At 44.2% G+C, this 19,067-nt stretch carries 23 protein-coding genes and 2 pseudogenes; 15 read left to right on the forward strand and 10 right to left on the reverse strand.

Features of this window, described 5'->3' with window-relative positions; translation table 11 throughout:
* Positions 1-51 precede the first annotated feature (51 nt).
* From ACWJJ4_RS12885 to ACWJJ4_RS12900, 4 genes and pseudogenes are all read left to right on the forward strand, one after another.
* The gene (locus ACWJJ4_RS12885) at positions 52-1,185 is read left to right on the forward strand and encodes a hypothetical protein (RefSeq protein ID WP_070081387.1); all 1,134 of its coding nucleotides are present in this window, start codon (positions 52-54) and stop codon (positions 1,183-1,185) included.
* Positions 1,186-1,206: 21 nt separating this feature from the next.
* Positions 1,207-1,399 (forward strand): annotated as a pseudogene (locus ACWJJ4_RS12890) (DUF2651 family protein); the annotation flags it as partial.
* Entirely contained in the window at positions 1,379-1,570 is a 192-nt protein-coding gene (locus ACWJJ4_RS12895; RefSeq protein ID WP_223883521.1) for a hypothetical protein, read from the forward strand. The pseudogene ACWJJ4_RS12890 and the gene ACWJJ4_RS12895, both read left to right, overlap by 21 nt.
* 151 nt (positions 1,571-1,721) lie before the next feature.
* Positions 1,722-1,856 carry a hypothetical protein gene (locus ACWJJ4_RS12900; protein WP_257997176.1) on the forward strand — a complete coding sequence of 45 codons (135 nt, stop codon included), beginning with the start codon at positions 1,722-1,724 and terminating at the stop codon, positions 1,854-1,856.
* Positions 1,857-2,244: 388 nt separating this feature from the next.
* On the opposite strand, the gene ACWJJ4_RS12905 is transcribed toward ACWJJ4_RS12900, so the two are convergent.
* The 5 genes from ACWJJ4_RS12905 to ACWJJ4_RS12925 form a co-directional block, all read right to left on the reverse strand.
* Complete coding sequence (locus tag ACWJJ4_RS12905; protein ID WP_146283813.1) at positions 2,245-2,475, reverse strand: hypothetical protein; 231 nt, start codon at positions 2,473-2,475, stop codon at positions 2,245-2,247.
* Positions 2,476-2,857: 382 nt separating this feature from the next.
* Positions 2,858-3,415, reverse strand: a complete 558-nt coding sequence (locus tag ACWJJ4_RS12910; protein ID WP_146283812.1) for a hypothetical protein — start codon at positions 3,413-3,415, stop codon at positions 2,858-2,860.
* Between the two features lie 95 nt (positions 3,416-3,510).
* Complete coding sequence (locus tag ACWJJ4_RS12915) at positions 3,511-4,218, reverse strand: hypothetical protein (RefSeq protein WP_238703870.1); 708 nt, start codon at positions 4,216-4,218, stop codon at positions 3,511-3,513.
* Between the two features lie 88 nt (positions 4,219-4,306).
* On the reverse strand, positions 4,307-4,573 hold the full coding sequence (locus ACWJJ4_RS12920) for a hypothetical protein (RefSeq protein WP_063174391.1): 267 nt from the start codon (positions 4,571-4,573) through the stop codon (positions 4,307-4,309).
* A gap of 105 nt (positions 4,574-4,678) precedes the next feature.
* Positions 4,679-5,956, reverse strand: coding sequence for an Nramp family divalent metal transporter (locus ACWJJ4_RS12925; protein ID WP_088005335.1), 1,278 nt, complete (start codon positions 5,954-5,956; stop codon positions 4,679-4,681).
* A gap of 657 nt (positions 5,957-6,613) precedes the next feature.
* Between ACWJJ4_RS12925 and ACWJJ4_RS12930 the strand changes: the two genes are divergently transcribed.
* Positions 6,614-6,967, forward strand: coding sequence for a hypothetical protein (locus ACWJJ4_RS12930; RefSeq protein ID WP_007410203.1), 354 nt, complete (start codon positions 6,614-6,616; stop codon positions 6,965-6,967).
* Positions 6,968-7,025: 58 nt separating this feature from the next.
* On the opposite strand, the pseudogene ACWJJ4_RS12935 reads toward ACWJJ4_RS12930, so the two are convergent.
* From ACWJJ4_RS12935 to ACWJJ4_RS12945, 3 genes and pseudogenes are all read right to left on the reverse strand, one after another.
* Positions 7,026-7,241 (reverse strand): annotated as a pseudogene (locus tag ACWJJ4_RS12935) (DUF2188 domain-containing protein); the annotation flags it as partial.
* A 57-nt stretch (positions 7,242-7,298) separates the two neighbouring features.
* The gene (locus tag ACWJJ4_RS12940) at positions 7,299-7,706 is read right to left on the reverse strand and encodes a DUF5360 family protein (RefSeq protein ID WP_070081391.1); all 408 of its coding nucleotides are present in this window, start codon (positions 7,704-7,706) and stop codon (positions 7,299-7,301) included.
* Positions 7,703-8,068 carry a DMT family transporter gene (locus tag ACWJJ4_RS12945; protein ID WP_017419236.1) on the reverse strand — a complete coding sequence of 122 codons (366 nt, stop codon included), beginning with the start codon at positions 8,066-8,068 and terminating at the stop codon, positions 7,703-7,705. Before ACWJJ4_RS12945 ends, ACWJJ4_RS12940 begins: the two co-directional genes overlap by 4 nt.
* Positions 8,069-8,234: 166 nt before the next feature.
* Between ACWJJ4_RS12945 and ACWJJ4_RS12950 the strand changes: the two genes are divergently transcribed.
* The 4 genes from ACWJJ4_RS12950 (at position 8,235) to ACWJJ4_RS12965 (ending at position 10,342) form a co-directional block, all read left to right on the forward strand.
* Positions 8,235-9,041, forward strand: a complete 807-nt coding sequence (locus ACWJJ4_RS12950; protein WP_128574973.1) for an EcsC family protein — start codon at positions 8,235-8,237, stop codon at positions 9,039-9,041.
* 100 nt (positions 9,042-9,141) lie between these two features.
* A complete protein-coding gene (gene gsiB, locus ACWJJ4_RS12955; RefSeq protein WP_003156229.1) occupies positions 9,142-9,513 on the forward strand; it encodes a glucose starvation-inducible protein GsiB in 372 nt (123 codons plus the stop codon).
* Between the two features lie 134 nt (positions 9,514-9,647).
* Positions 9,648-9,989, forward strand: coding sequence for a cupin domain-containing protein (locus tag ACWJJ4_RS12960; RefSeq protein ID WP_014304387.1), 342 nt, complete (start codon positions 9,648-9,650; stop codon positions 9,987-9,989).
* On the forward strand, positions 9,983-10,342 hold the full coding sequence (locus ACWJJ4_RS12965) for a DUF4937 domain-containing protein (protein ID WP_014304388.1): 360 nt from the start codon (positions 9,983-9,985) through the stop codon (positions 10,340-10,342). The genes ACWJJ4_RS12960 and ACWJJ4_RS12965 overlap by 7 nt, the downstream gene beginning before the upstream one ends.
* Before the next feature lie 23 nt (positions 10,343-10,365).
* Here the strand turns inward: ACWJJ4_RS12965 and ACWJJ4_RS12970 are convergent, their stop codons facing one another.
* Together ACWJJ4_RS12970 and ACWJJ4_RS12975 are read right to left on the reverse strand one after the other, a co-directional pair.
* Positions 10,366-11,187: a manganese catalase family protein gene (locus ACWJJ4_RS12970; RefSeq protein WP_003156225.1), complete on the reverse strand. Its 822-nt coding sequence runs from the start codon at positions 11,185-11,187 to the stop codon at positions 10,366-10,368.
* 83 nt (positions 11,188-11,270) lie between these two features.
* Complete coding sequence (locus ACWJJ4_RS12975; protein WP_182069752.1) at positions 11,271-12,323, reverse strand: TRAP transporter substrate-binding protein; 1,053 nt, start codon at positions 12,321-12,323, stop codon at positions 11,271-11,273.
* An 80-nt stretch (positions 12,324-12,403) separates the two neighbouring features.
* On the opposite strand from ACWJJ4_RS12975, the gene ACWJJ4_RS12980 reads away from it, so the two are divergent.
* The 6 genes from ACWJJ4_RS12980 to ACWJJ4_RS13005 all read left to right on the forward strand — a co-directional run bounded on the left by ACWJJ4_RS12980 (position 12,404) and on the right by ACWJJ4_RS13005 (position 19,060).
* Positions 12,404-14,026 carry an ATP-binding protein gene (locus ACWJJ4_RS12980; RefSeq protein ID WP_278269455.1) on the forward strand — a complete coding sequence of 541 codons (1,623 nt, stop codon included), beginning with the start codon at positions 12,404-12,406 and terminating at the stop codon, positions 14,024-14,026.
* The gene (locus tag ACWJJ4_RS12985; protein WP_106067987.1) at positions 14,001-14,672 is read left to right on the forward strand and encodes a response regulator; all 672 of its coding nucleotides are present in this window, start codon (positions 14,001-14,003) and stop codon (positions 14,670-14,672) included. The genes ACWJJ4_RS12980 and ACWJJ4_RS12985 overlap by 26 nt, the downstream gene beginning before the upstream one ends.
* Before the next feature lie 108 nt (positions 14,673-14,780).
* Entirely contained in the window at positions 14,781-16,037 is a 1,257-nt protein-coding gene (gene dctP / locus ACWJJ4_RS12990; RefSeq protein WP_012116859.1) for a C4-dicarboxylate transporter DctP, read from the forward strand.
* 185 nt (positions 16,038-16,222) lie between these two features.
* On the forward strand, positions 16,223-17,272 hold the full coding sequence (locus ACWJJ4_RS12995) for an AI-2E family transporter (protein WP_058906577.1): 1,050 nt from the start codon (positions 16,223-16,225) through the stop codon (positions 17,270-17,272).
* Positions 17,273-17,373: 101 nt separating this feature from the next.
* A complete protein-coding gene (locus ACWJJ4_RS13000; protein WP_069013422.1) occupies positions 17,374-18,300 on the forward strand; it encodes an ABC transporter ATP-binding protein in 927 nt (308 codons plus the stop codon).
* On the forward strand, positions 18,293-19,060 hold the full coding sequence (locus tag ACWJJ4_RS13005) for an ABC transporter permease (RefSeq protein WP_058906579.1): 768 nt from the start codon (positions 18,293-18,295) through the stop codon (positions 19,058-19,060). Before ACWJJ4_RS13000 ends, ACWJJ4_RS13005 begins: the two co-directional genes overlap by 8 nt.
* The last annotated feature ends 7 nt before the right edge of the window (positions 19,061-19,067 follow it).

Here is a 19,067-nt window from a genome sequence, read left to right on the forward strand (position 1 = left end):
AAAACAATCGGTGATGCACCGGTTGTTTTGTCATTTCAAAGGGAGGAAAATATGAATAGACTTAAGACCCTGTTTATTTTCATTTGCATACTGATAGTCACAACCTCTTGCGGTCTCATCCCAACTGGGAATGAAAAAGAGGAAAGAAGCAGCAATAAAAAGACTGTATTAAAGGATATTGACAATGCAAAATTTATTGTTGGTTTTTCTAACACTTTAGATAGGGGAAGTGAGATTGGGGTTTACGGTGAAGATGGTACTAAAATTGATAGCTTGGAATTGAAAGATGGTATAAATTTCACGATGTCTTCATATAACAAAAACGATACGTTCTTCTCATCAAATAGAAGCAATAATCACTTGATGATAGACAATAAAACCGGAAAAATAAACAAAATAAATGAAAAGAGTTTGTCAAAAACAACTGAGGATGAAGGTGCTTTCTTTATAAATAGTTCTGACGGTTATATCATCCATGACATTAACGTTGGATATACAGACAAAGGGCTGGAAAGTGAACTGGTATATTGGAAGGGAAACAGCCGAAAAAACAAGAAACAAATAAAGCTTGACGGAGAACTTGGATCAGCAATCGTCGCCAAAAATAAAATTTATGTCATTTCAAGTGGTGAAGAAAGTATGTCCATCCTTTCAATTAACCCAGAGACAAAAAAGCAAGAGAACAAGGCATCCATACCGAATAAAGGGATATACTTCATGGATGAAAAGGATGCATTCCAAGCTCTAGATGAAAATACATTTGTACTGGCAGTTAATGATAACGTGAATGAGAAAGAGAATTCTAAGCTCATATTAATAGACAGAGAGACTCTTAAGGTAAAAAAAGAAGTCGAGATGGAGAAAGGGTTTCATCCTGCAAAATTGAAAATATTAAAAGATAGCATCTTAGCTGTTTCTTTTGATGGGAAGATGCAGGTGTTTGATAAAAAAATGGTTAAGAAAAAATCTTTTGATTTTTATGCTGGGGATGATAACAAATTAATGAATGATGTTCAATTCAATGACAAAGAGATGTATGTTTTACTCAAAAACTTTGATATCCAGCGTGATAACAAGCTTGGAGATATCACGTCTTATGATTTGAAATCAGGCAAAAAGGTAAAAACAATCCCGCTAAAAGCAAAAAAAGAGTGGGAAATTGCACGTTTTGAAATTTTAAAATAAGTTGAAGGTGTTTATATTAGCATGCCATTGAGTCCTGTTTATATTATTCTCATCATTTTTCCGGCAGTTTCTTTTCTGTTGGGGATTTTAGGGTATCTCATCTTCAAAAAAGTATGGATTATGGCTGTTGTATTCGTTGTCATTGACATTTATGTTTATTGTAATAGGTGCCGAGCCGACATTTTTCAGGTGGATGGCTATGATGACGGGGAGCTATTTATCTCCGGTTTATCGGGAAGCATTAAGTATCGCCCGTGGGTTGGATGAGGAAAAAGTGAAAAGAATTATCGGAGTGATCTTTCATAACTTAGGCTTAGTTTATTTAAGAGGGGAAAGTTTGAGTGCCGCTGAAGAGAATTTTAAAAAGGCAATAGACGCTACTTAGAAGAGAAGCGCCTTTGGTCTGATTTCGCAGAGCTGACTGAAAAATTAGGTGACTTTCATTTTGAAAAGAGAAACTATGCAGAGGGAAGAACCTTTTTAAAGAAAACTATACATGCCCAAACACAAATCTTTAAGGTTACGGAGGCTATATAATGAAGAAGGTTATAATCAGCTCCGCTTTAATCGGTATTCTTTTTACTGGATTATTAAGTGTAACAAATGTTTATACTGCTGAAATGAGTGTTTCTGGAACTTTCCACATCGCTGAAAAAGCTATAAATATTTAAAGTGTTCTCCAATTTTTGACCTCCACCTTTTAAGACTGGGGGATTTCTTTTTCTAATCCAGTAATCAACATACGCAGCCTCATAAGGTTCTTAAGCGTTACTTGTATTGCGTTCACTTTTCCGTTTTACTGTGATGATTTCTTGAACGATGCATGCATGAGAAAAACGCCGTCCATTTTTAAGCCTTTCTTCAATAATTCAAGGAAAAACAAAGGAGCTATCGAGAAGATCTCGACAGCTTGATAAACAGGCAGCATGCCTGTTTATTTTTTTGTTTGTTGAGCGACTTGGCTTGCATATAGCCGTCCTAAACGAAAACGGAGATTGTGAAAAGCCGCAGCTGGCGAGCGATGGCTGATCAAAAAACTCGTGATGGATCAGCGCGGTTTCATCTGAAGAACAGCCAGAGAGCGGTCACAACAGCGATCATAAAGTAATCTCCATCATTCAGTGTAGTTCCATTTTTGACAAACATACGTGCCGTCCGGTTTGTCTTTGTCCCTTCCGGGGTTTTAAGCGCAATGTTCTTCCCTATATTGTAATAAACAACTTTAAACAAATAATATGCCAGCGAACAGAATAAAAAGAGCAACATGAACTTGCCAATAAACAATATCATGTTTCATTACTCCCTTTTGCCGTTTTTTCGTTTGAATATATGACGGAGAAGTCAGGATGTTATATAAAAGGAGAAGTATTTTACAGAGGCCGGTGTTAAACATTAATGAACGGTTCCCGCAACATCCCCAAATCCGGAGCAATTTCAAAATGAAAGAGAAGCCCTAGGATTATAAAAAAACAGACCCTAATTTGTCCGCTTTTTTTTGAAAATTTGATCCAAGATGAACATAAAGAGAGTGAATAAGAAGGACACCGTAATCATATCTATCAGAGATAGATTAGAGGTTTCTTTTATGAGTAGCAGCCATACCACCTGCAAAACTAAAGAAATAGAAAAATAGGATATATATTTAATGCTCTTCATACCCATTGCCCCCTTATTAGCCTAATTTCTCTTTTGAAATCTTATCCAAATTAGTAAAAAGGATATCCAATCCCGAAAATAAGAAAGTGATGAACAATGAAAGAAGCACTTCTCCGCCTTGAAATATAGATATGTTCTCAATGATATGATTGGAAACGTATTGAATTGAGAAGTAAACAGCAGCCCATGCAAAAATGAATTCAAGGATATAGGCTGACCAAGCAGGCAATGTCAAAACATGAGTCATTCCTTTAACAATTGCCGTAAGGATTAGCATATAAACTAAAGCTAAAATACTGACGACGACAGAAAATATGTATAAGTCTGATAGAGAATCATATATGATGTAATCTCCGAAAAAATGATGTATTGTTACAGCTGCAAAACAAATAATCAGGCTGGGTACAGTTATAGCGAAGAACAGGGAGAATCCAATAAGCCCTATGAATGCTGTATGAGCTAAGCGGTTTGGCGGTGTATCTGCGATCTCTTTTTTTAATAGAATCATAAAAATAAGAGATGAAATCACAAGGCAGCATAAGAAAGTGAGCAAAACAGTAAAAAAGACAGTCATGTGAAATCTCCAATGAAAAAGTGCTATTAGAGTGAATCTAACAGCACTTTGCATTACTTCATACGTATTTTCCTGCTGATCATTGATGAATGAGTTTAAAATGCTTTCATTGCTAAAGTTGTCAAATGAGCGAGGTTTTTAGCCTGGCTGTCAGAAAGTCCGGACTTTTTAAGTGAGAGATAAAGATTCTTTTCCACATCAGTCCAGCTTAAGGCGACATACTCGTTCAGCATTTTCTTCAAAACCGGTTCTATGTGTTCATTGAAAACGGATTCAAGTTCATTTCTTATTTTCTTTCCTGCTAATTTTTCAACAAGATTGAATAATTTTGTTTTATTTTTCAGCACCTCTCTGATTGCATCTTTGACTGGTTTTGACACAGATGCATCGCTTTGTGCTTTTAGTCCGTAGGAAAATTGCGTATCAGTCTGATAAAAAAATGATTTTGTCGTTTCAGTGGCATTGGCAGTATTATTATGATTTTCTTTAGCTAAGGATGCGGGGGCAAAAGTAGTAGTTACAAGGGCTAAAGATGCGGCAAACAGAATGCCTTTAGCTGCGTGTCTAATGGGAAATCCTCCTTTAGAAATGTAGTGTAGAGAGAAATGAAAGACTATGTATTTAGGCGGGACCTGTATGATCCGCTTTGAACATTTTTCCCTCTCACATACCATTCTATCAATAGGTATTTTTTGGGTAAATAGGATTTTAATACGATATTTTTCTCGCAATTCAAAATCTTCTTTGGCAGGATTTATTTTAGCTGCAGTTTCGTGAAATAGAACATGGGCTGGAGCCTGCATGTATAGGCTGATTGAGGCGGAATCACATTATCGGAGCGATTTTTATAATGCAGGCTTAGGTAAAAAAATAAACAGGCAGCATGCCTGTTTATTTTCGTTTGCGTGAGAGAGCGAAGAAAAACGGAAAGGCGGAACCGGCCAATAACGTACCGAATAAAAACATGCCTCCGATGAACACATGATAGTTCACACCGCCGATCCAAAGCCCCGTGATTAAGGAAATGATACTTAATGCGATCATCACAAAGCCGGGAACCAGACGTTTCTTACCCGTTGTCCGATAAGCAAAAAGAGAACAGAAGATACCGATGACAATCGGCACAATCCACAGATAAAAAAGGATAAATACTGACATAAGCAAAACTCCGATTTTTCTTCTATCATACCAAAAACGCCCGGAAAAAGATACGAACGGCACCCGGTGCCAAAAGAAAAACCGGCCGCTATGGCCGGTTTTTTTCTAACGGAATGAATCGTAGATCACAAACAGATTAAGCGCGATCACCAAAACCGCAATCAGCCAGGCGAGAGCCGTCACCCATTTTCGGTTCGTCAGGGCGCCCATCAGGCGTTTGTTGCTTGTAAACATAATCAGTGGCACGAGTGCAAAGGAGATGCCGAATGAAAGAACGACCTGGCTCCATACGAGCGCTTCTGTGGCGTTGACCCCCGAGATAATGATGATCATCGGAGGAATGATGGTAATGAAACGCCGCAAATAAAGCGGGATACGGTAACGGATGAAGCCCTGCATGATAATATCGCCTGACAATGTGCCGACAGAAGAGCTTGAAAGCCCTGCGGCCAGCAGCCCGATCCCGAAGAGAATGGCTGAAGCCGGTCCGATATAGTGGCCGAATTGCTGATAAGCCACGTCTAAATCTTCTACATACAGCCCGTTCTTGAAGAAAAGCGCGGCAGCGACGATGAGCATGCTTGCGTTAATCGCCCCGGCGATCACCATCGCGATCAGAATGTCAATCGTCTCAAATCTAAAAATCTTTTTCCGCTCACTATCCGTTTTTCCGACGACACGGCGCTGTGTCAGTGCGGAATGTAAGTAAATGGCATGCGGCATCACGGTTGCGCCGAGTATACCGGTTGCCAAGAGCACACTGTCCATTCCGTCAATTTTCGGGATAAACAGCCCTTCGAGAACGGAGGCGGCGTCAGGTTTGGCAAAGAAGGTTTGCAGAGCGAAGGCGATCACCACGACAAACAGAAGTCCGGCGATGCCCGCTTCCAGCGCCCGGTAACCCCGGCGCTGAAGCTCTAAAATCGCGAATGATCCGATCGCCGCGATAATGGCCGCTTCAACCATCGGTATGCCGAACAGCAGGTTGAGCCCGAGCGCCGCCCCGATAAATTCTGCCAGATCAGTTGCCATAATCACCAGTTCACCCTGTATCCACAGCCCGGCGGATACCCATTTCGGATACCGGTCTCTGGCGATTTCCGGAAGGTTTTTGCCCGTGGCAATGCCGAGCTTCGCGGAAAGAACTTGGATTAAAAAAGCCATCAAGTTTGAAAAGAGGATGACCCACAGCAGCATATACCCAAATTTCGAACCAGCTGAGATATTCGTAGCGAAGTTTCCCGGATCAATGTAGGCAATCGCCGCGATAAAGGCTGGGCCTAAGAAAGGCAGAAGCCGCTTGAATCCCTTGCTTTTGCCGTCAAGTGCATCCTGCACGGCTTTTGCTTGCAGTGATTGTGCTGAGATGTCTTTGCTCATTATGTCTCACCTAAATTCTGATAGATTTTTAGCTAAATAACAAAAAGTTTCCTAGATGCAAATTATTTTATCTACATCATAAATCCGCTATTATGAGATGTCAAGTTCTTTATGTTCAATAAACCGGTACATTGATGCCCTGTTTTATCTATGGTATGTATCCCGCCGAAGAAAGGTCCGAAAATGAAAACGGCATCGTTCCGGGAAAGAAGCGATGCCGTTCGCAAAGCGTGTTTCCGCGTCCGATCATGCGCGGATGCGTTGAGCGTTCTTTTAAAAAGGTGAAAAGAGGACACTTGCTCATATCACTTCACAACTTTCTGTCCGGTGCAACTGATCCTGAGAAAAAGACGCAGTATTTCCTCCGTTTTCCAGGGTAAATAGAATAATAATGTTTCTTTCCATTGGAAGATAAAACCTTTCTGTACCATTCAAATGACCTCCGTAAAAACTCCGGCTGCTCTGAATAAACGTTTGAATCAACGATATATCAGTGATTCCAGTCCAATAAACGGCTGTTATTTATCAAATAAAGAATCGGCATGGTCACTTGCGAAGAAAAGAAGTTGGAGCATTAGACTTATTTCAGTCTCCCGGGCAAAAAAGTATAATAACGTCAGGAAAGCTTTCCAGCCATATGATAAAAGAGGGGGAATTTTCTTGGTACGTCGTTTGTCGATCATTTCTTTAGCCATGATTTTTGCTGTTTCTTTATTCGCTTTTGGCGGCTCTGCATCAGCAGCAGCTTTCAAACCTAAAGCTGAACCGGACGTTTCCATTTTAGCCAGCGGGGGTACAGTCGGTATTTACGGTGCTAATATGCGCTCATGCTCTAAGGTCAGCTGTTCAACGATCACAACATTCTCAAGCGGTAAAAAAATTACAGGTTCTTGGGTCACCGGAGAATATGTTCAAGGCCACTACACCAATTCTAATAAATGGCTGAAAGTCACGTATGCAGGAGCGACAGGCTACGTTTCAGTCACCACATTATCTTATTATTACGGTTTATAAGCAGAAAAACCTCGTTCTCTTGAGAGCGGGGTTTTTCCTTTATTCCGATTCAATTTCCGCGTTTCGTTTCATCATCGTGTTTCATCAGCTGATCGATTTCTTCCTTAGAAGCGCTTTTTTTCCACTCTTTCACCTGACTTGTCGCAATGGGAATAGCCCGTCCTTCTTCATAACCCTCATCTACCATCGCATTCGCGATTTCGATCGCTTTTTTCTTCACAGGTTCCTCGAGATTCTTCCATGATTGCGGATAATCCTTCATAGACCAAGGCATGTCTATCACTCCTTTATGAAAAGTGTTTCCCGCCTGAAGAAAAAGAAAACCGCCTCATCAAAAAGAATGACAGCTATTTTTACGAGAGACCAGCAATTTCCGAATAAAATATAAAGGATAAAGAAGCAAGTACAAATTGAATGCCCACCACATCAGATCAAAATCACCGATAAATACCCAAAAGGCAATCGCTTGCAGGCCTGAACAAAAGGTCAGCACAAGTGATATTAATGCGAAAGGGCGCCATAATGCATGTTTCCGTTTATAAAGAAACAAGCTGTACAGCCCGGTTATCGAAATGAAAATATCTAAGGGAAAGAATGACCAGTTCCAGGCCATTATCATGGCGTTATCATAATCTTTAAACACCATGTTTTTTGGAATCCACTCAAAAAAAGTAACAATCCAATAAACGATAAATCCAATATCTGTAATGAAGAAGAGAACCTTTAATCCTTTCATCATCTGTTTCTGTCCGTATGAACGCTGATGCCGTTTGATGACGTTTCACTTTCAGAAATAAAGTTTAAGGAAACGACACCGATGATGATCAGAAGAACAGAGACGGCTTTTATGACAGAGAACTGTTCATGAAAGAAAAAAATTCCGATCATGGAAATCAGCACGATCCCCATTCCCGACCAGACCGCATACGCGATGGAGACACTTATATATTTCAAAGTCAAAGTAAGAAAACAAAGGCTGCCGATATAAAACAATAACAATAAAATACTTGGGACAAGTTTTGTAAATCCATTTGATAATTTCATGCTGACCGTACCCAATACTTCAAAAATAATCGCTAAACTTAAATAAATCCATTGCATACAGCATTCTCCTTCAATCGTATTATTCAAAATTATACAATATATAGAATTTGAAGAAAATTAAACAATGGAATGTTTTCCGGATAAAAAGTCCGGCCGGGTGTAAAAAGAAAACGCCATAAAGGTATACTATGTAGAAAGAAATCAGAAAGGACGTGCAGGACGGGTGACAGAAGAGCGGACAGACCTGGAAAGACAACTGAGAGACATTCAAAAATGGGAAAAGGCGCAGCAGAGGGCGATGTTCTGGCAAACATTCACCCGCTTGCCGTTTCAGCTTTTGGACAAGCTGACACCGCAATTTATTAAGAGGAAAATCGGACTCATACTCGATGAAACGGGAACGTTTATTCAGTCAGGCGGACAGTACCTTACATCAGAAAAGCGCATCATGAAAAAGTTTCAAAAACGGCTGCCGCACGGTACATGTCAAACGCTTCACGACATCCGCAATGCGCCGCTTGCCGTCATGGACGAAATCGCAGAAGCCATAGCGCGTACAAGCGTAAAGGCCGCGACGGTGCAGGGAGCCGCAACGGGAGTCGGCGGCGTGTTTACGCTTGCGGCAGACATTCCGGCGATGCTCGGCCTGTCCTTAAAGACGCTGCAAGATATCGCGGTTGCTTACGGCTTTGATCCGAAAGACAAAAAAGAACGCGTGTTTATCGTCAAATTGCTTCAGCTTGCATCCAGTGACGTCATCGGAAAAAAAGCGATCCTGCAAGATTTACGGCAATATGATCAAAACGACCAAACCTATCAGCGCGTCGCCTCGCAAATCCAAGGCTGGCGGGAAGTCGTTTACAGCTACCGCGATACGTTCGCCGCGAAAAAACTGCTGCAAATGGTTCCGGCCGCAGGCATCATCTTCGGCGCGTCCGCCAACCGTTCAGCTTTAGAAAGCATCGCGGAAACAGGCATCATGCTTTATAAAAAACGCCGGATTCTAAAACGCATGAACGATACAGAATGATAAAAAAACACCCGAAAACACATTCAATGTGTTTTCTTTGTTTATCAGTTCTGAAATCGGGAAACCAACAACCAACACCAATTAAAGGAGGAATTCAAAAATGGCACAAGATAATAACAAAATGAGCAGAGAAGAAGCAGGTAAAAAAGGCGGAGAAGCTACAAGCAATAACCATGACAAAGAATTCTATCAGGAAATTGGTCAAAAAGGCGGAGAAGCCACAAGCAAAAATCACGACAAAGAATTCTATCAGGAAATCGGTGAAAAAGGCGGAGAAGCCACAAGCAAAAATCACGACAAAGAATTCTATCAGGAAATCGGTGAAAAAGGCGGAGAAGCCACAAGCAATAACCATGACAAGGAATTCTATCAGGAAATCGGCCAAAAAGGCGGAGAAGCTACAAGTAAAAATCATGACAAAGAGTTTTATAAAGAAATCGGCCAAAAAGGCGGAAACAGACGAAGCAGCTAATAAAAGCATAAAAGGCAGACAACCTGCAGATCAAAAGCGATCCGGCACATCAGCCGGATCGCTTTTGATTTTGGGAAAATCTTGATCTGAGCCGCCGTTACGATACAATAAAATGAAAAAGGGGTTTTTCACTCGTGTCTGACATGCTGAATTTGCTCGCAATCGCCAATAAAGTCAAAGAAAAACACGACAATTTTTCAATCGCGGAGATCAATGACCACTGTGTGCGCCTCGCAGTGTTTACGGGAGAATATGACTGGCACCATCACCCTGACTCAGATGAATGGTTCATCGTTCTGGAAGGTGAGCTGCTGATCGATTTTAAGGACAAAGAAACCGCAGTGCTCAAAGCAAATGACAGCCTGCTCATCCCGAAAGGCACGATTCACCGCACCCGCTCTTACGTCAGAACCGTGAATCTCTGTGTCGAGCATACGCATGCGAAAACAGTCATCACAGAGGAACGGTCATGCTGATCAAAAAGATTGTATGTGAAACAGACGCTGCAAACGCTGAAGCATTTGCGCAAGCACAGTCAAGGTGGGGAGCATTATCATGTGTAAATGGCTTCGTCAGACAGGCCGGCGGCTGGCGGAAAAACGCAGACGGCCTGTTCATCGCAGAGATCATCAGCGTTTGGGAGGACAGACAGGCCTATGATGATTTTATGGAGAACGAACATGACCGCATATACGAAGAAAACGAGCAGAAGGCTGCGATTCTTTCAATAGAAGTGATGCTGTACGAGGGGGATGAACCTGTCATTCACGAGCTGTTACATCACCCCGACATCCGGTACGAACCGGACTGGACAGTTGTGCGCACATAAAAAAAGCCCCTTTAGAGGCTTTTTTATTTTCGTCCGGGAAGCGTGTTGTGGACATACGGCGGGACGGGGTCCAGCTTAGCTATTTCGCCGTGCGCTTTCGGTTCCTTTTCGTATTCAAATGGTTCTCCGTCCGGCGCTGTTTCCTTCAGCCAATTTTGTTCAGCGCTTTCTGCTCCATCTGAGAAATGAATAAGCTTATGGGAGAATGACTGTTTTTCCAGCGCCTTCGGGAATGTGGAAGGAACGATCGGACCTTCCTGTTCTTCTAATTCTTTAATGGCCGCAAGCCATTGGTTTTGATGCATGGTATCGCGGGCCAATAAAAAGCTGAGCATATCTTTCACGCCTTTATCATCGGTCATTTCATACAGGCGTGCGACTTGAAGCCTTCCTTGTGATTCGGCGTTCAGATTGGCGCGGAAGTCTGCCAGAAGGTTTCCGCTTGCGACGATATAGCCTGCGCTCCACGGAACGCCCGTGCTGCTCTCCGGCATTGCGCCGAGTCCTGAGACAATGGCATGATGCGGGTTCATCCCGCCTAAAATGGACCCGATGACCGGATCATCAGCCGCTTTTTCCTGCTCTGCCAGCGGGGCGTCTTCTAACAGTCTCGCAATCATCGTCGCGATCATTTCGACATGGCCGATTTCTTCCGTCGCGGTATCCATCAGAAGATCCTTATATTTTTCATTGCCCCGTGTATTCCATCCTTGGAACAAATATTGCATGGCGACGGATATTTCCCCGTATTGTCCCCCTAAAATTTCCTGCATCTTTTTTGCGAACAGCGGGTCAGGACGATCCGGTTTAGCCGGATGCTGCAGTTTTTTCGTATGTGTAAACATGTCTCCATCTCCTTTTTTGCTCTGTCCCTATTTACTTCCCCGGCGGGAAAAGGGATGAAACGGAGATGGGCGTATTGGTCCTGCTAAGGCTCGCGGCGCAAGGATAACAAATCCTGCACAAGCCTGCGGCCGATCACCTGTTCATATTGTCCGTAAATCGGGTCGAGGCGTTTCATCCATGTGTTCTTTTCCGCTTTGCTCAGCACATGAATATGAATGGATGAATTCTTCTTTATCTCTTCAAGCTGGTCTTTATTCATTTTCTCAGCGGAGGCTTCGTTCCATTCCGTCGTTTCTCTCATCGCCTCCGTTAAGATGGTTCTCGTTTTTTCTGTCTGTGAATTCCAGAAATGCTCGTCGGTCATCACGGCATAACCGAGGTACCCGTGATTGCTGATTGTCAAATAATCTTGAACATTATAAAATTTTTTAGAATAGATATTTGAAATCGTATTTTCCTCTCCGTCTACGAGATTGCTTTCCAAAAGCTGAAACGTGGAATTAAAGGAATCCTGCCGCGGGTGCGCGCCGAGCAGGCGGTACTGGTCTTCGATCACGCTGCTCGGCATGATCCTGAGCGCCTGCCCTTTCAAATCGTCCGGAGTGAAGATCGGCCCTTTATTTGACGTGAGCTGCTTAAACCCGTTCGTCCAGTACGCCAGTCCTTTCAAATGATGCTTTTCTAAAGAAGCGAACAGGCGCGTGCCGATTTTGCCGTTGAGGCCTTCTTGCACGGCTTTATAGTTTGTAAACGCGTACGGCAGATCCAAAACACCCCATTCGGGAGACAGTGATCCGAGCTTTGAGGTGGAGGGAGCGATGAATTGCACGTCCCCGTTTTGGAGGGCGTTTATTTCTTCATTATCTGAATAGAGGCTCCCGTTTGGAAATACCTCTACTTTAATGGTGCCGCCGGACTTTTGATAGACCAGGTCGGCAAATTTATTCGCCGCCCGCCCTTTAGGCGTGTTTTCAGCCACGACATGGCTGAATTTGAAAACCATTTGATCTTTCAGGCCTTCCTGTTCGTCATCATAATACGGTTCTTCCGTTGAGAAACGATCATGAAAGCCGATGAATAAAGCGGTTCCGATACCGAGTACCATCAGGCTGAGACAAGTCAGCAAGCTTTTCATCGAAAACCCCCTCCGCCATTTTCTATAACAAGCATAATCGGGCGGGCCGTTTTCGTAAAGAGACGGAAAGGAAGAGGCCAATGACGAAAAAAAAGCTTACCATCCGCTGGAAAATCACCATACTTTCTTATATCGTCGTGCTTTTTACCTTTTTGATCGTCGGCATCGTGCTGGTCGGCAATATCCAGCATACAGAGGAGCGCGAGCTGAAAAAACGGCTGATGAATACCGCGCGGACGGTATCTGAGATGACCGATGTCAAACGCGCCCTGGAGCAGAAAAAACAAAGGGAAGACGTGCGCCATGCGGTCGAAGAAATAAGGATCATCAATGAAGCGGACTACATCGTCGTCATGGATATGGATCATATCCGCTATTCACATCCCGTCAGCACAATGATCGGAAAGCGTTCAAGGGGTGAGGACGAAGCCGCGGCGTTCGCCGAGCACATTTATTTTTCCGAAGCAAAGGGAGAGATCGGCACCGCCGTCCGCGCTTTTTATCCCATCAAAGACCGGGATTTGAATCAGATCGGCGTTGTCCTTGCCGGTAAAACGCTGCCCGGATTCGGTGAAATTCTTCTTCAGCTGAAACATGAAATACTGTTTATCGTTCTGCTGGCGCTCGGGTTCGGACTGGCCGGCTCCTTTTTGCTGGCCCGCCACATCAAAAAACAAATGTTTTGGCTCGAGCCCCATGAGATCGTGAGAATGTATGAGGAACGGACAGCTACGTTTCATTCGATGAATGAGGGCGTCATTGCGATCGATAATCAGCATCACATCACCATTTTTAATGAAAAAGCGAAGCAGATATTCAATGTACGACAAGAGACCGACGGCAGGCTGATCTGGGACGTGTTAAAAGATTCGCGGCTCCCTGAAATCGTCGAGCGGAACCGAGCCGTATATAATGAAGAAATCCAAGTCAGCGGAAAGGTGATCATGAGCAGCAGAATTCCGATTGTCATGAAAAAGAAGGTCATCGGAGCCGTCGCCATTTTTCAGGACAGGACGGAAGCGGCGAAAATGGCGGAAGAACTGACAGGTGTGAAAAATTTTGTCGATGCGCTCAGAGTCCAAAATCATGAACATATGAACAAGCTTCACACCATCGCGGGGCTGATTCAGCTCGGAAAATCAGAAAAAGCGCTCCAGCTTGCTTTTAAGGAATCATCAGAACAAGAAAGCGTCACTGATTTTCTTCATCAGGCCATTCAGAATGACGCTGCGGCGGGGCTGCTGTTAAGCAAAATCAAAAGAGGAAAAGAGCTTGGCATTTCTGTGAAAATTGATGAAAACAGCAGTTTCTCGGCATTTCCGGAGCATGTCGACCAGCATGACATCGTCGTCCTGCTCGGCAATTTAATTGAAAATGCGTTCGGCGCATTCGAAACAGCGGACACGGAGGACAAACATATTGACATCAGTATCGAGCAAAATGATGAAGTGCTTGCTATATTAATAGAAGACAACGGAAGCGGGATTTCCGATCAGCACATCCCGCGCCTTTATGACAAAGGGTTTACCGTCAATAAAACGGGAGGAACGGGATACGGCTTGTACCTCGTCAAACAAATCGTCGACAAAGGGATGGGCGTGATTGAAGTCGACACACGGCAGGGACAGGGAACGGCATTTTCTATATTATTTCCGATGAAGGGGGAGGAATCATTCGATGGACATCAAGGTGCTGCTTATTGAAGATGATCCGATGGTGCAGGAGGTGAATAAAGAATTTATCACCGGTGTTTCGGGGTTCAGCGTCATCGCCACGGCCGCTGACGGAGACGAGGGAATCAGGCTTATAAAAGATCTGCGGCCCGGGCTCGTGGTATTAGACGTATACATGCCGAAAAAAGACGGAATTAAAACACTCCAGGAAATCAGAAAACAAAAGCTCGAAGTGGACGTCATCATCGTCTCGGCCGCAAAAGACAAAGAAACAATCCAGCTTATGCTGCAAAACGGTGCGGCCGACTATATTTTGAAGCCGTTTAAGCTGGAGCGGATGAGGCAGGCGCTCGAAAACTATAAACAATATAAACGGAAAATTGAAGAGCATGACACCATGTCGCAAGAGCAGCTTGACATGCTGCTTAAAATTCCGCAAAATCCGTCCCGGGATCTGCCGAAGGGGTTAAATCATTTTACGATGAATGAAATTTTGACCTATATAAAACAGCAGACGGAGCCGCTTTCAGCTGAAGAAGCCGCCAAAGCGCTCGGAATCGCAAGGGTGACGGCGCGGCGTTATCTTGATTTTCTTGAGAAGGACGGCCAGATTAAGCTCGACATTCAATACGGGGGAGTGGGACGGCCGGTTAACCGCTACAAATTCGTCCGCTAGCCGAGACCAAAAAGACCAAAATGTCCGTTATGATCATAAGCTTCCCCTCTTCGTATGAAAACGCTATCATTTTTGTATAGACGCAGCGAGAGGCAAGGGGGAGTAGGGATGAAAATTTTCAAAAATCTTACGGTGCAGGTCATCACGGCGGTGATCATCGGCGTCATTGTCGGACTCGTTTGGCCTGAGGCCGGGAAGCAGATGAAGCCGCTCGGCGATACATTTATCAATGCGGTAAAAATGATTATCGCACCGATCATATTCCTGACGATCGTGCTTGGCATCGCCAAGATGGGAGACATGAAAAAAGTCGGCAAAGTCGGGGGAAAAGCATTTATTTATTTTGAAGTCGTGACCACCATCGCCCTTATTATCGGGCTTCTGGTCGTCAATATCATGAAACCCGGTGAGGGCCTTGATTACAGCAAGCTTGAAAAAGGGGATGTCTCTCAGTACACCCAAAACGGGGGACAGGGGATTGACTGGATTGAATTTATCACTCACATCGTTCCGTCAAATATGGTTGACGCTTTCGCAAAAGGCGACATTCTTCAGGTCTTATTCTTTTCTGTTTTATTCGGTGTCGGCCTGGCGGCGCTCGGTGAAAGAGGCAAAAGCATTATTGATTTCTTCGATAAACTGTCGCACGTTTTTTTCAAAATCATCGGCTACATCATGCGCGCGGCGCCGATCGGCGCATTCGGGGCCATGGCCTATACGATCGGGCACTTCGGCCTTGATTCCATCAAGCCGCTGGCGAGTCTGATGCTGTCTGTATACGTTACGATGTTCCTGTTTGTATTTGTCGCTTTGAATATCATTTGCAAACTATTCGGTTTCAGCTTGTGGAACTATCTCCGTTTTATTAAAGATGAACTGCTCATCGTTCTCGGCACAAGCTCTTCTGAGTCCGTCCTTCCGCGGATGATGGATAAAATGGAGCGTTACGGCTGTTCCAAATCGGTTGTCGGCCTTGTCATTCCGACGGGATATTCTTTTAACCTGGACGGCACCTCGATCTATCTGTCCATGGCGACGGTTTTTCTGGCGCAGGTGTTCGGCGTTGATCTTACCATCGGCCAGCAGGTTACGATCATTCTCGTGCTGATGCTGACATCAAAAGGCGCGGCGGGCGTAACCGGAAGCGGATTTATCGTGCTCGCCTCCACTTTATCGGCGCTTCAGGTTATTCCGCTGGAGGGACTGGCGCTGCTCCTCGGCGTTGACCGCTTTATGAGTGAAGGAAGGGCGATCGTCAACCTGATCGGAAACGGAATCGCCACCATCATCGTAGCCAAGAGCGAAAATGAGTTTGACGAAGCGAAAAGCACACAGGCCGTAAAAGAAATGAAAACGGCGGTATAAAAGGAAAGGAACGGCATGCATCCGGCATGCCGTTCTTTTTTTCGGCTGCCATGAGTAAAAAAGATAAATTTGTTTAAATTTATTAGGAGGTGGACAAAGACCTTAGCGTCATTTTGTTATATAATTTACAATTAGAGAGTGAAAGATGAAATCTAAGGGCTTTTTGTCCTAGCAGGAGTGTATAAATGGCGGCTATTTTTAAATTTTTTCAGCATCCGGGTGTCAGACGTTTTTCCGTTTTTCTTGTTTTGACTGGGGTGTTAGTTGTATTCCGAAGTATGATTAATTTGATTTTGCTTACGTTTATTTTTACTTTTCTGATGGATCGGCTGGAGACTGTCATCCGGCATGTGTTGAACCATTTTTTCCGGATCAGCCAGAGGGTGGTCATCACCATTTTATATATTGCGCTGGCTGTCGGGGCGACTGTCGGAGGCTTTGTCTTTTACCCGATTGTTGCCAAGCAGATTGAACAGCTGATTAAGCAGATCAAGCACATCGCGTATCATCCCGATGTCATTCCGTTTTATGATGAGATATCGAGCGTGTTCGGCGATATCAATATCGGTTCCTATGTAAAAGAAGGTTTTAATGTACTGTATACATACTTGGCCGATATCAGCACTTTCGGTTTGCAGGTCGTGATGTCACTGATTCTCAGCATGTTTTTCCTGTTCGAGAAAAAGCGGCTCACGGAGTTTATGAAAAAATTTCAGCACAGCAAGCTGTCTGTTTTTTACTACGAACTTGCTTATTTCGGCAGCAAATTTGCGAGAACATTCGGCAAAGTGCTTGAAGCCCAATTTATTATCGCGCTGGTGAACTGTATCCTCACCTTGATCGCATTGGCCATTCTGCATTTTCCGCAGCTGTTCGGCCTGTCCATCATGGTCTTTTTCCTCGGGCTTATTCCCGTTGCGGGTGTGGTGATTTCGCTCATTCCGCTCAGCATCATCGCGTATACGACGGGCGGCGCAGCGTATGTCATCTACATCGTGCTGGTCATTTTCGTCATCCATGCGATTGAGACGTACTTCCTTAATCCGAAACTGATGTCAGCGAAAACGGAACTGCCAATCTTTTTTACCTTTACGGTTCTGATTTTCTCAGAACATTTCTTCGGCATTTGGGGCTTGATTATCGGAATTCCGATTTTTGTGTTCCTGCTTGATATTCTGGATGTCGTCAATAATGAGGACAAGGAAAAAAACGGACCGGCTCCTGATAAGACATAACGTCGGCTCCGGCTCTTCACGAATATATGACTAATGTTATAATGCAGACAGTGCCTATGTACGGGCACTGTTTATTTTTTGTGAAAAAGGAGGAAGGCTGTATGACTGAGCCGATTTTACATATTGAAGGCCTTGACAAAACAATAGGCAAAAAGCACATTTTAAAAAACATCAGCATGGATGTCAGGCAGGGCGAGATCATCGGTTTGCTCGGTCCGAACGGGTCGGGAAAAACCACACTTATCCGAATCATCGTCGGCCTTTTAAAGAAAAACAGCGGCACGATTACAATTAACGGCTTTCAGCACGATGCTGATTTCGAAAAAGCGCTTGAATCCGTCGGAGCGATCGTGGAAAATCCTGAATTCTACCCGTACCTGACGGGGTGGGAAAATCTGAAGCACTTTGCCAACATGCACAAAAACATCAAAGAGGACAGGCTTCAGGAAGTCATCGAGCGGGTCGGGCTCACAAATGCCGTTCATGACAAAGTTAAAACGTATTCCCTTGGCATGCGTCAGCGTCTCGGGATTGCACAGGCCATTCTTCACCGTCCGAATCTGCTCATTTTAGATGAACCGACAAACGGGCTTGATCCCGGCGGAATGAAGGATTTCCGCGATCACTTAAAGGAACTCGCGGAGCTTGAAGGGACGAGCATCCTTTTTGCGACGCATTTATTGCGTGAAGTGGAGGACCTTTGCGACCGTGTCATCATCATTCAAAAAGGTGAGATCAAAACAGAGGTTGTTCTGCGCGGCGCTGCGGAAAAAGAAGAAAAAGCCATCCTCGACATTCAGCCGGCTGACGAAGCATTCGAATGGCTGTCCCAGCAGCAATTCGTTCCGGAGAAAAACGGCGGGAGCATTACCGTCACCGTAGCGAAGAAGGACATCCCGGCATTAAACCGTGCGCTCGTCGGACAAGACTTTCTCGTGTATTCCATCATGCCGTATGCGGAATCGCTGGAGGATGAATTCATGAAAGTGACGACGGCGCTTCAAGAGGAGGGGGAGACGAATGTTTAAATTGACAGCGAATGAGCATATGAAACTCTTTAACCGAAAAGTCTCATTAGTGGCGCTGATTCTGATGGCTGTTCTCCAATTTATTATGGCGCTTGTCATTAAACGGCTTGTCATCAGTTCCGGAACGGAGGAGAATTTCATCGGCTATATGGCGTACGCCCCCGGGCTGAATATTCTGCTTGAGGCATTAACAATCGTGATCGCGGCAACGATCATTTCCGCTGAATTTGATAAGAAAACGATCAAATTTTTGTTGATCCGTCCGGTAAAGCGGGAGCGGATTTTTGTATCTAAACTCATTACCGTATTTTTGGTCAGCTTGTACCTGTATGCGGCGTACTATATTCTGTCTCTGCTGTTCGGCATGGCTTTCTTCGGAGTGTCGGTGACATCTGAATCAGGGACGCTTCTGATGAACACCCTGAAAGTAATCGGCACGAACTGGGTCGAGGCGTTTGCGATGGCATGCTTTGGCTTGTTGTGTTCTTCTGTATTCCGAAACAGCGCAACGGCCGTCATTTTGTCATTTATCGTGCTGTACGGCGCAAAATCACTCGTGACGATTATGTCGCTCTTCCAAAACAAATGGGGAAGTTTTCTGCTGTTCGCAAATACTGACCTGACGCAATATATGAGCGGGGCGAAACCGCTGTTTGCGGGAATGACGCCGTTATTTTCCGCAGGCATTATCATTATCCATATCGTATTCTTCTTAGCCGTTGCTTGGTGGAGCTTTTGCAAACGAGATGTTCGGGTATAAAGTAAAG

It is taken from the genome of Bacillus sp. JK62, from assembly GCF_053663455.1.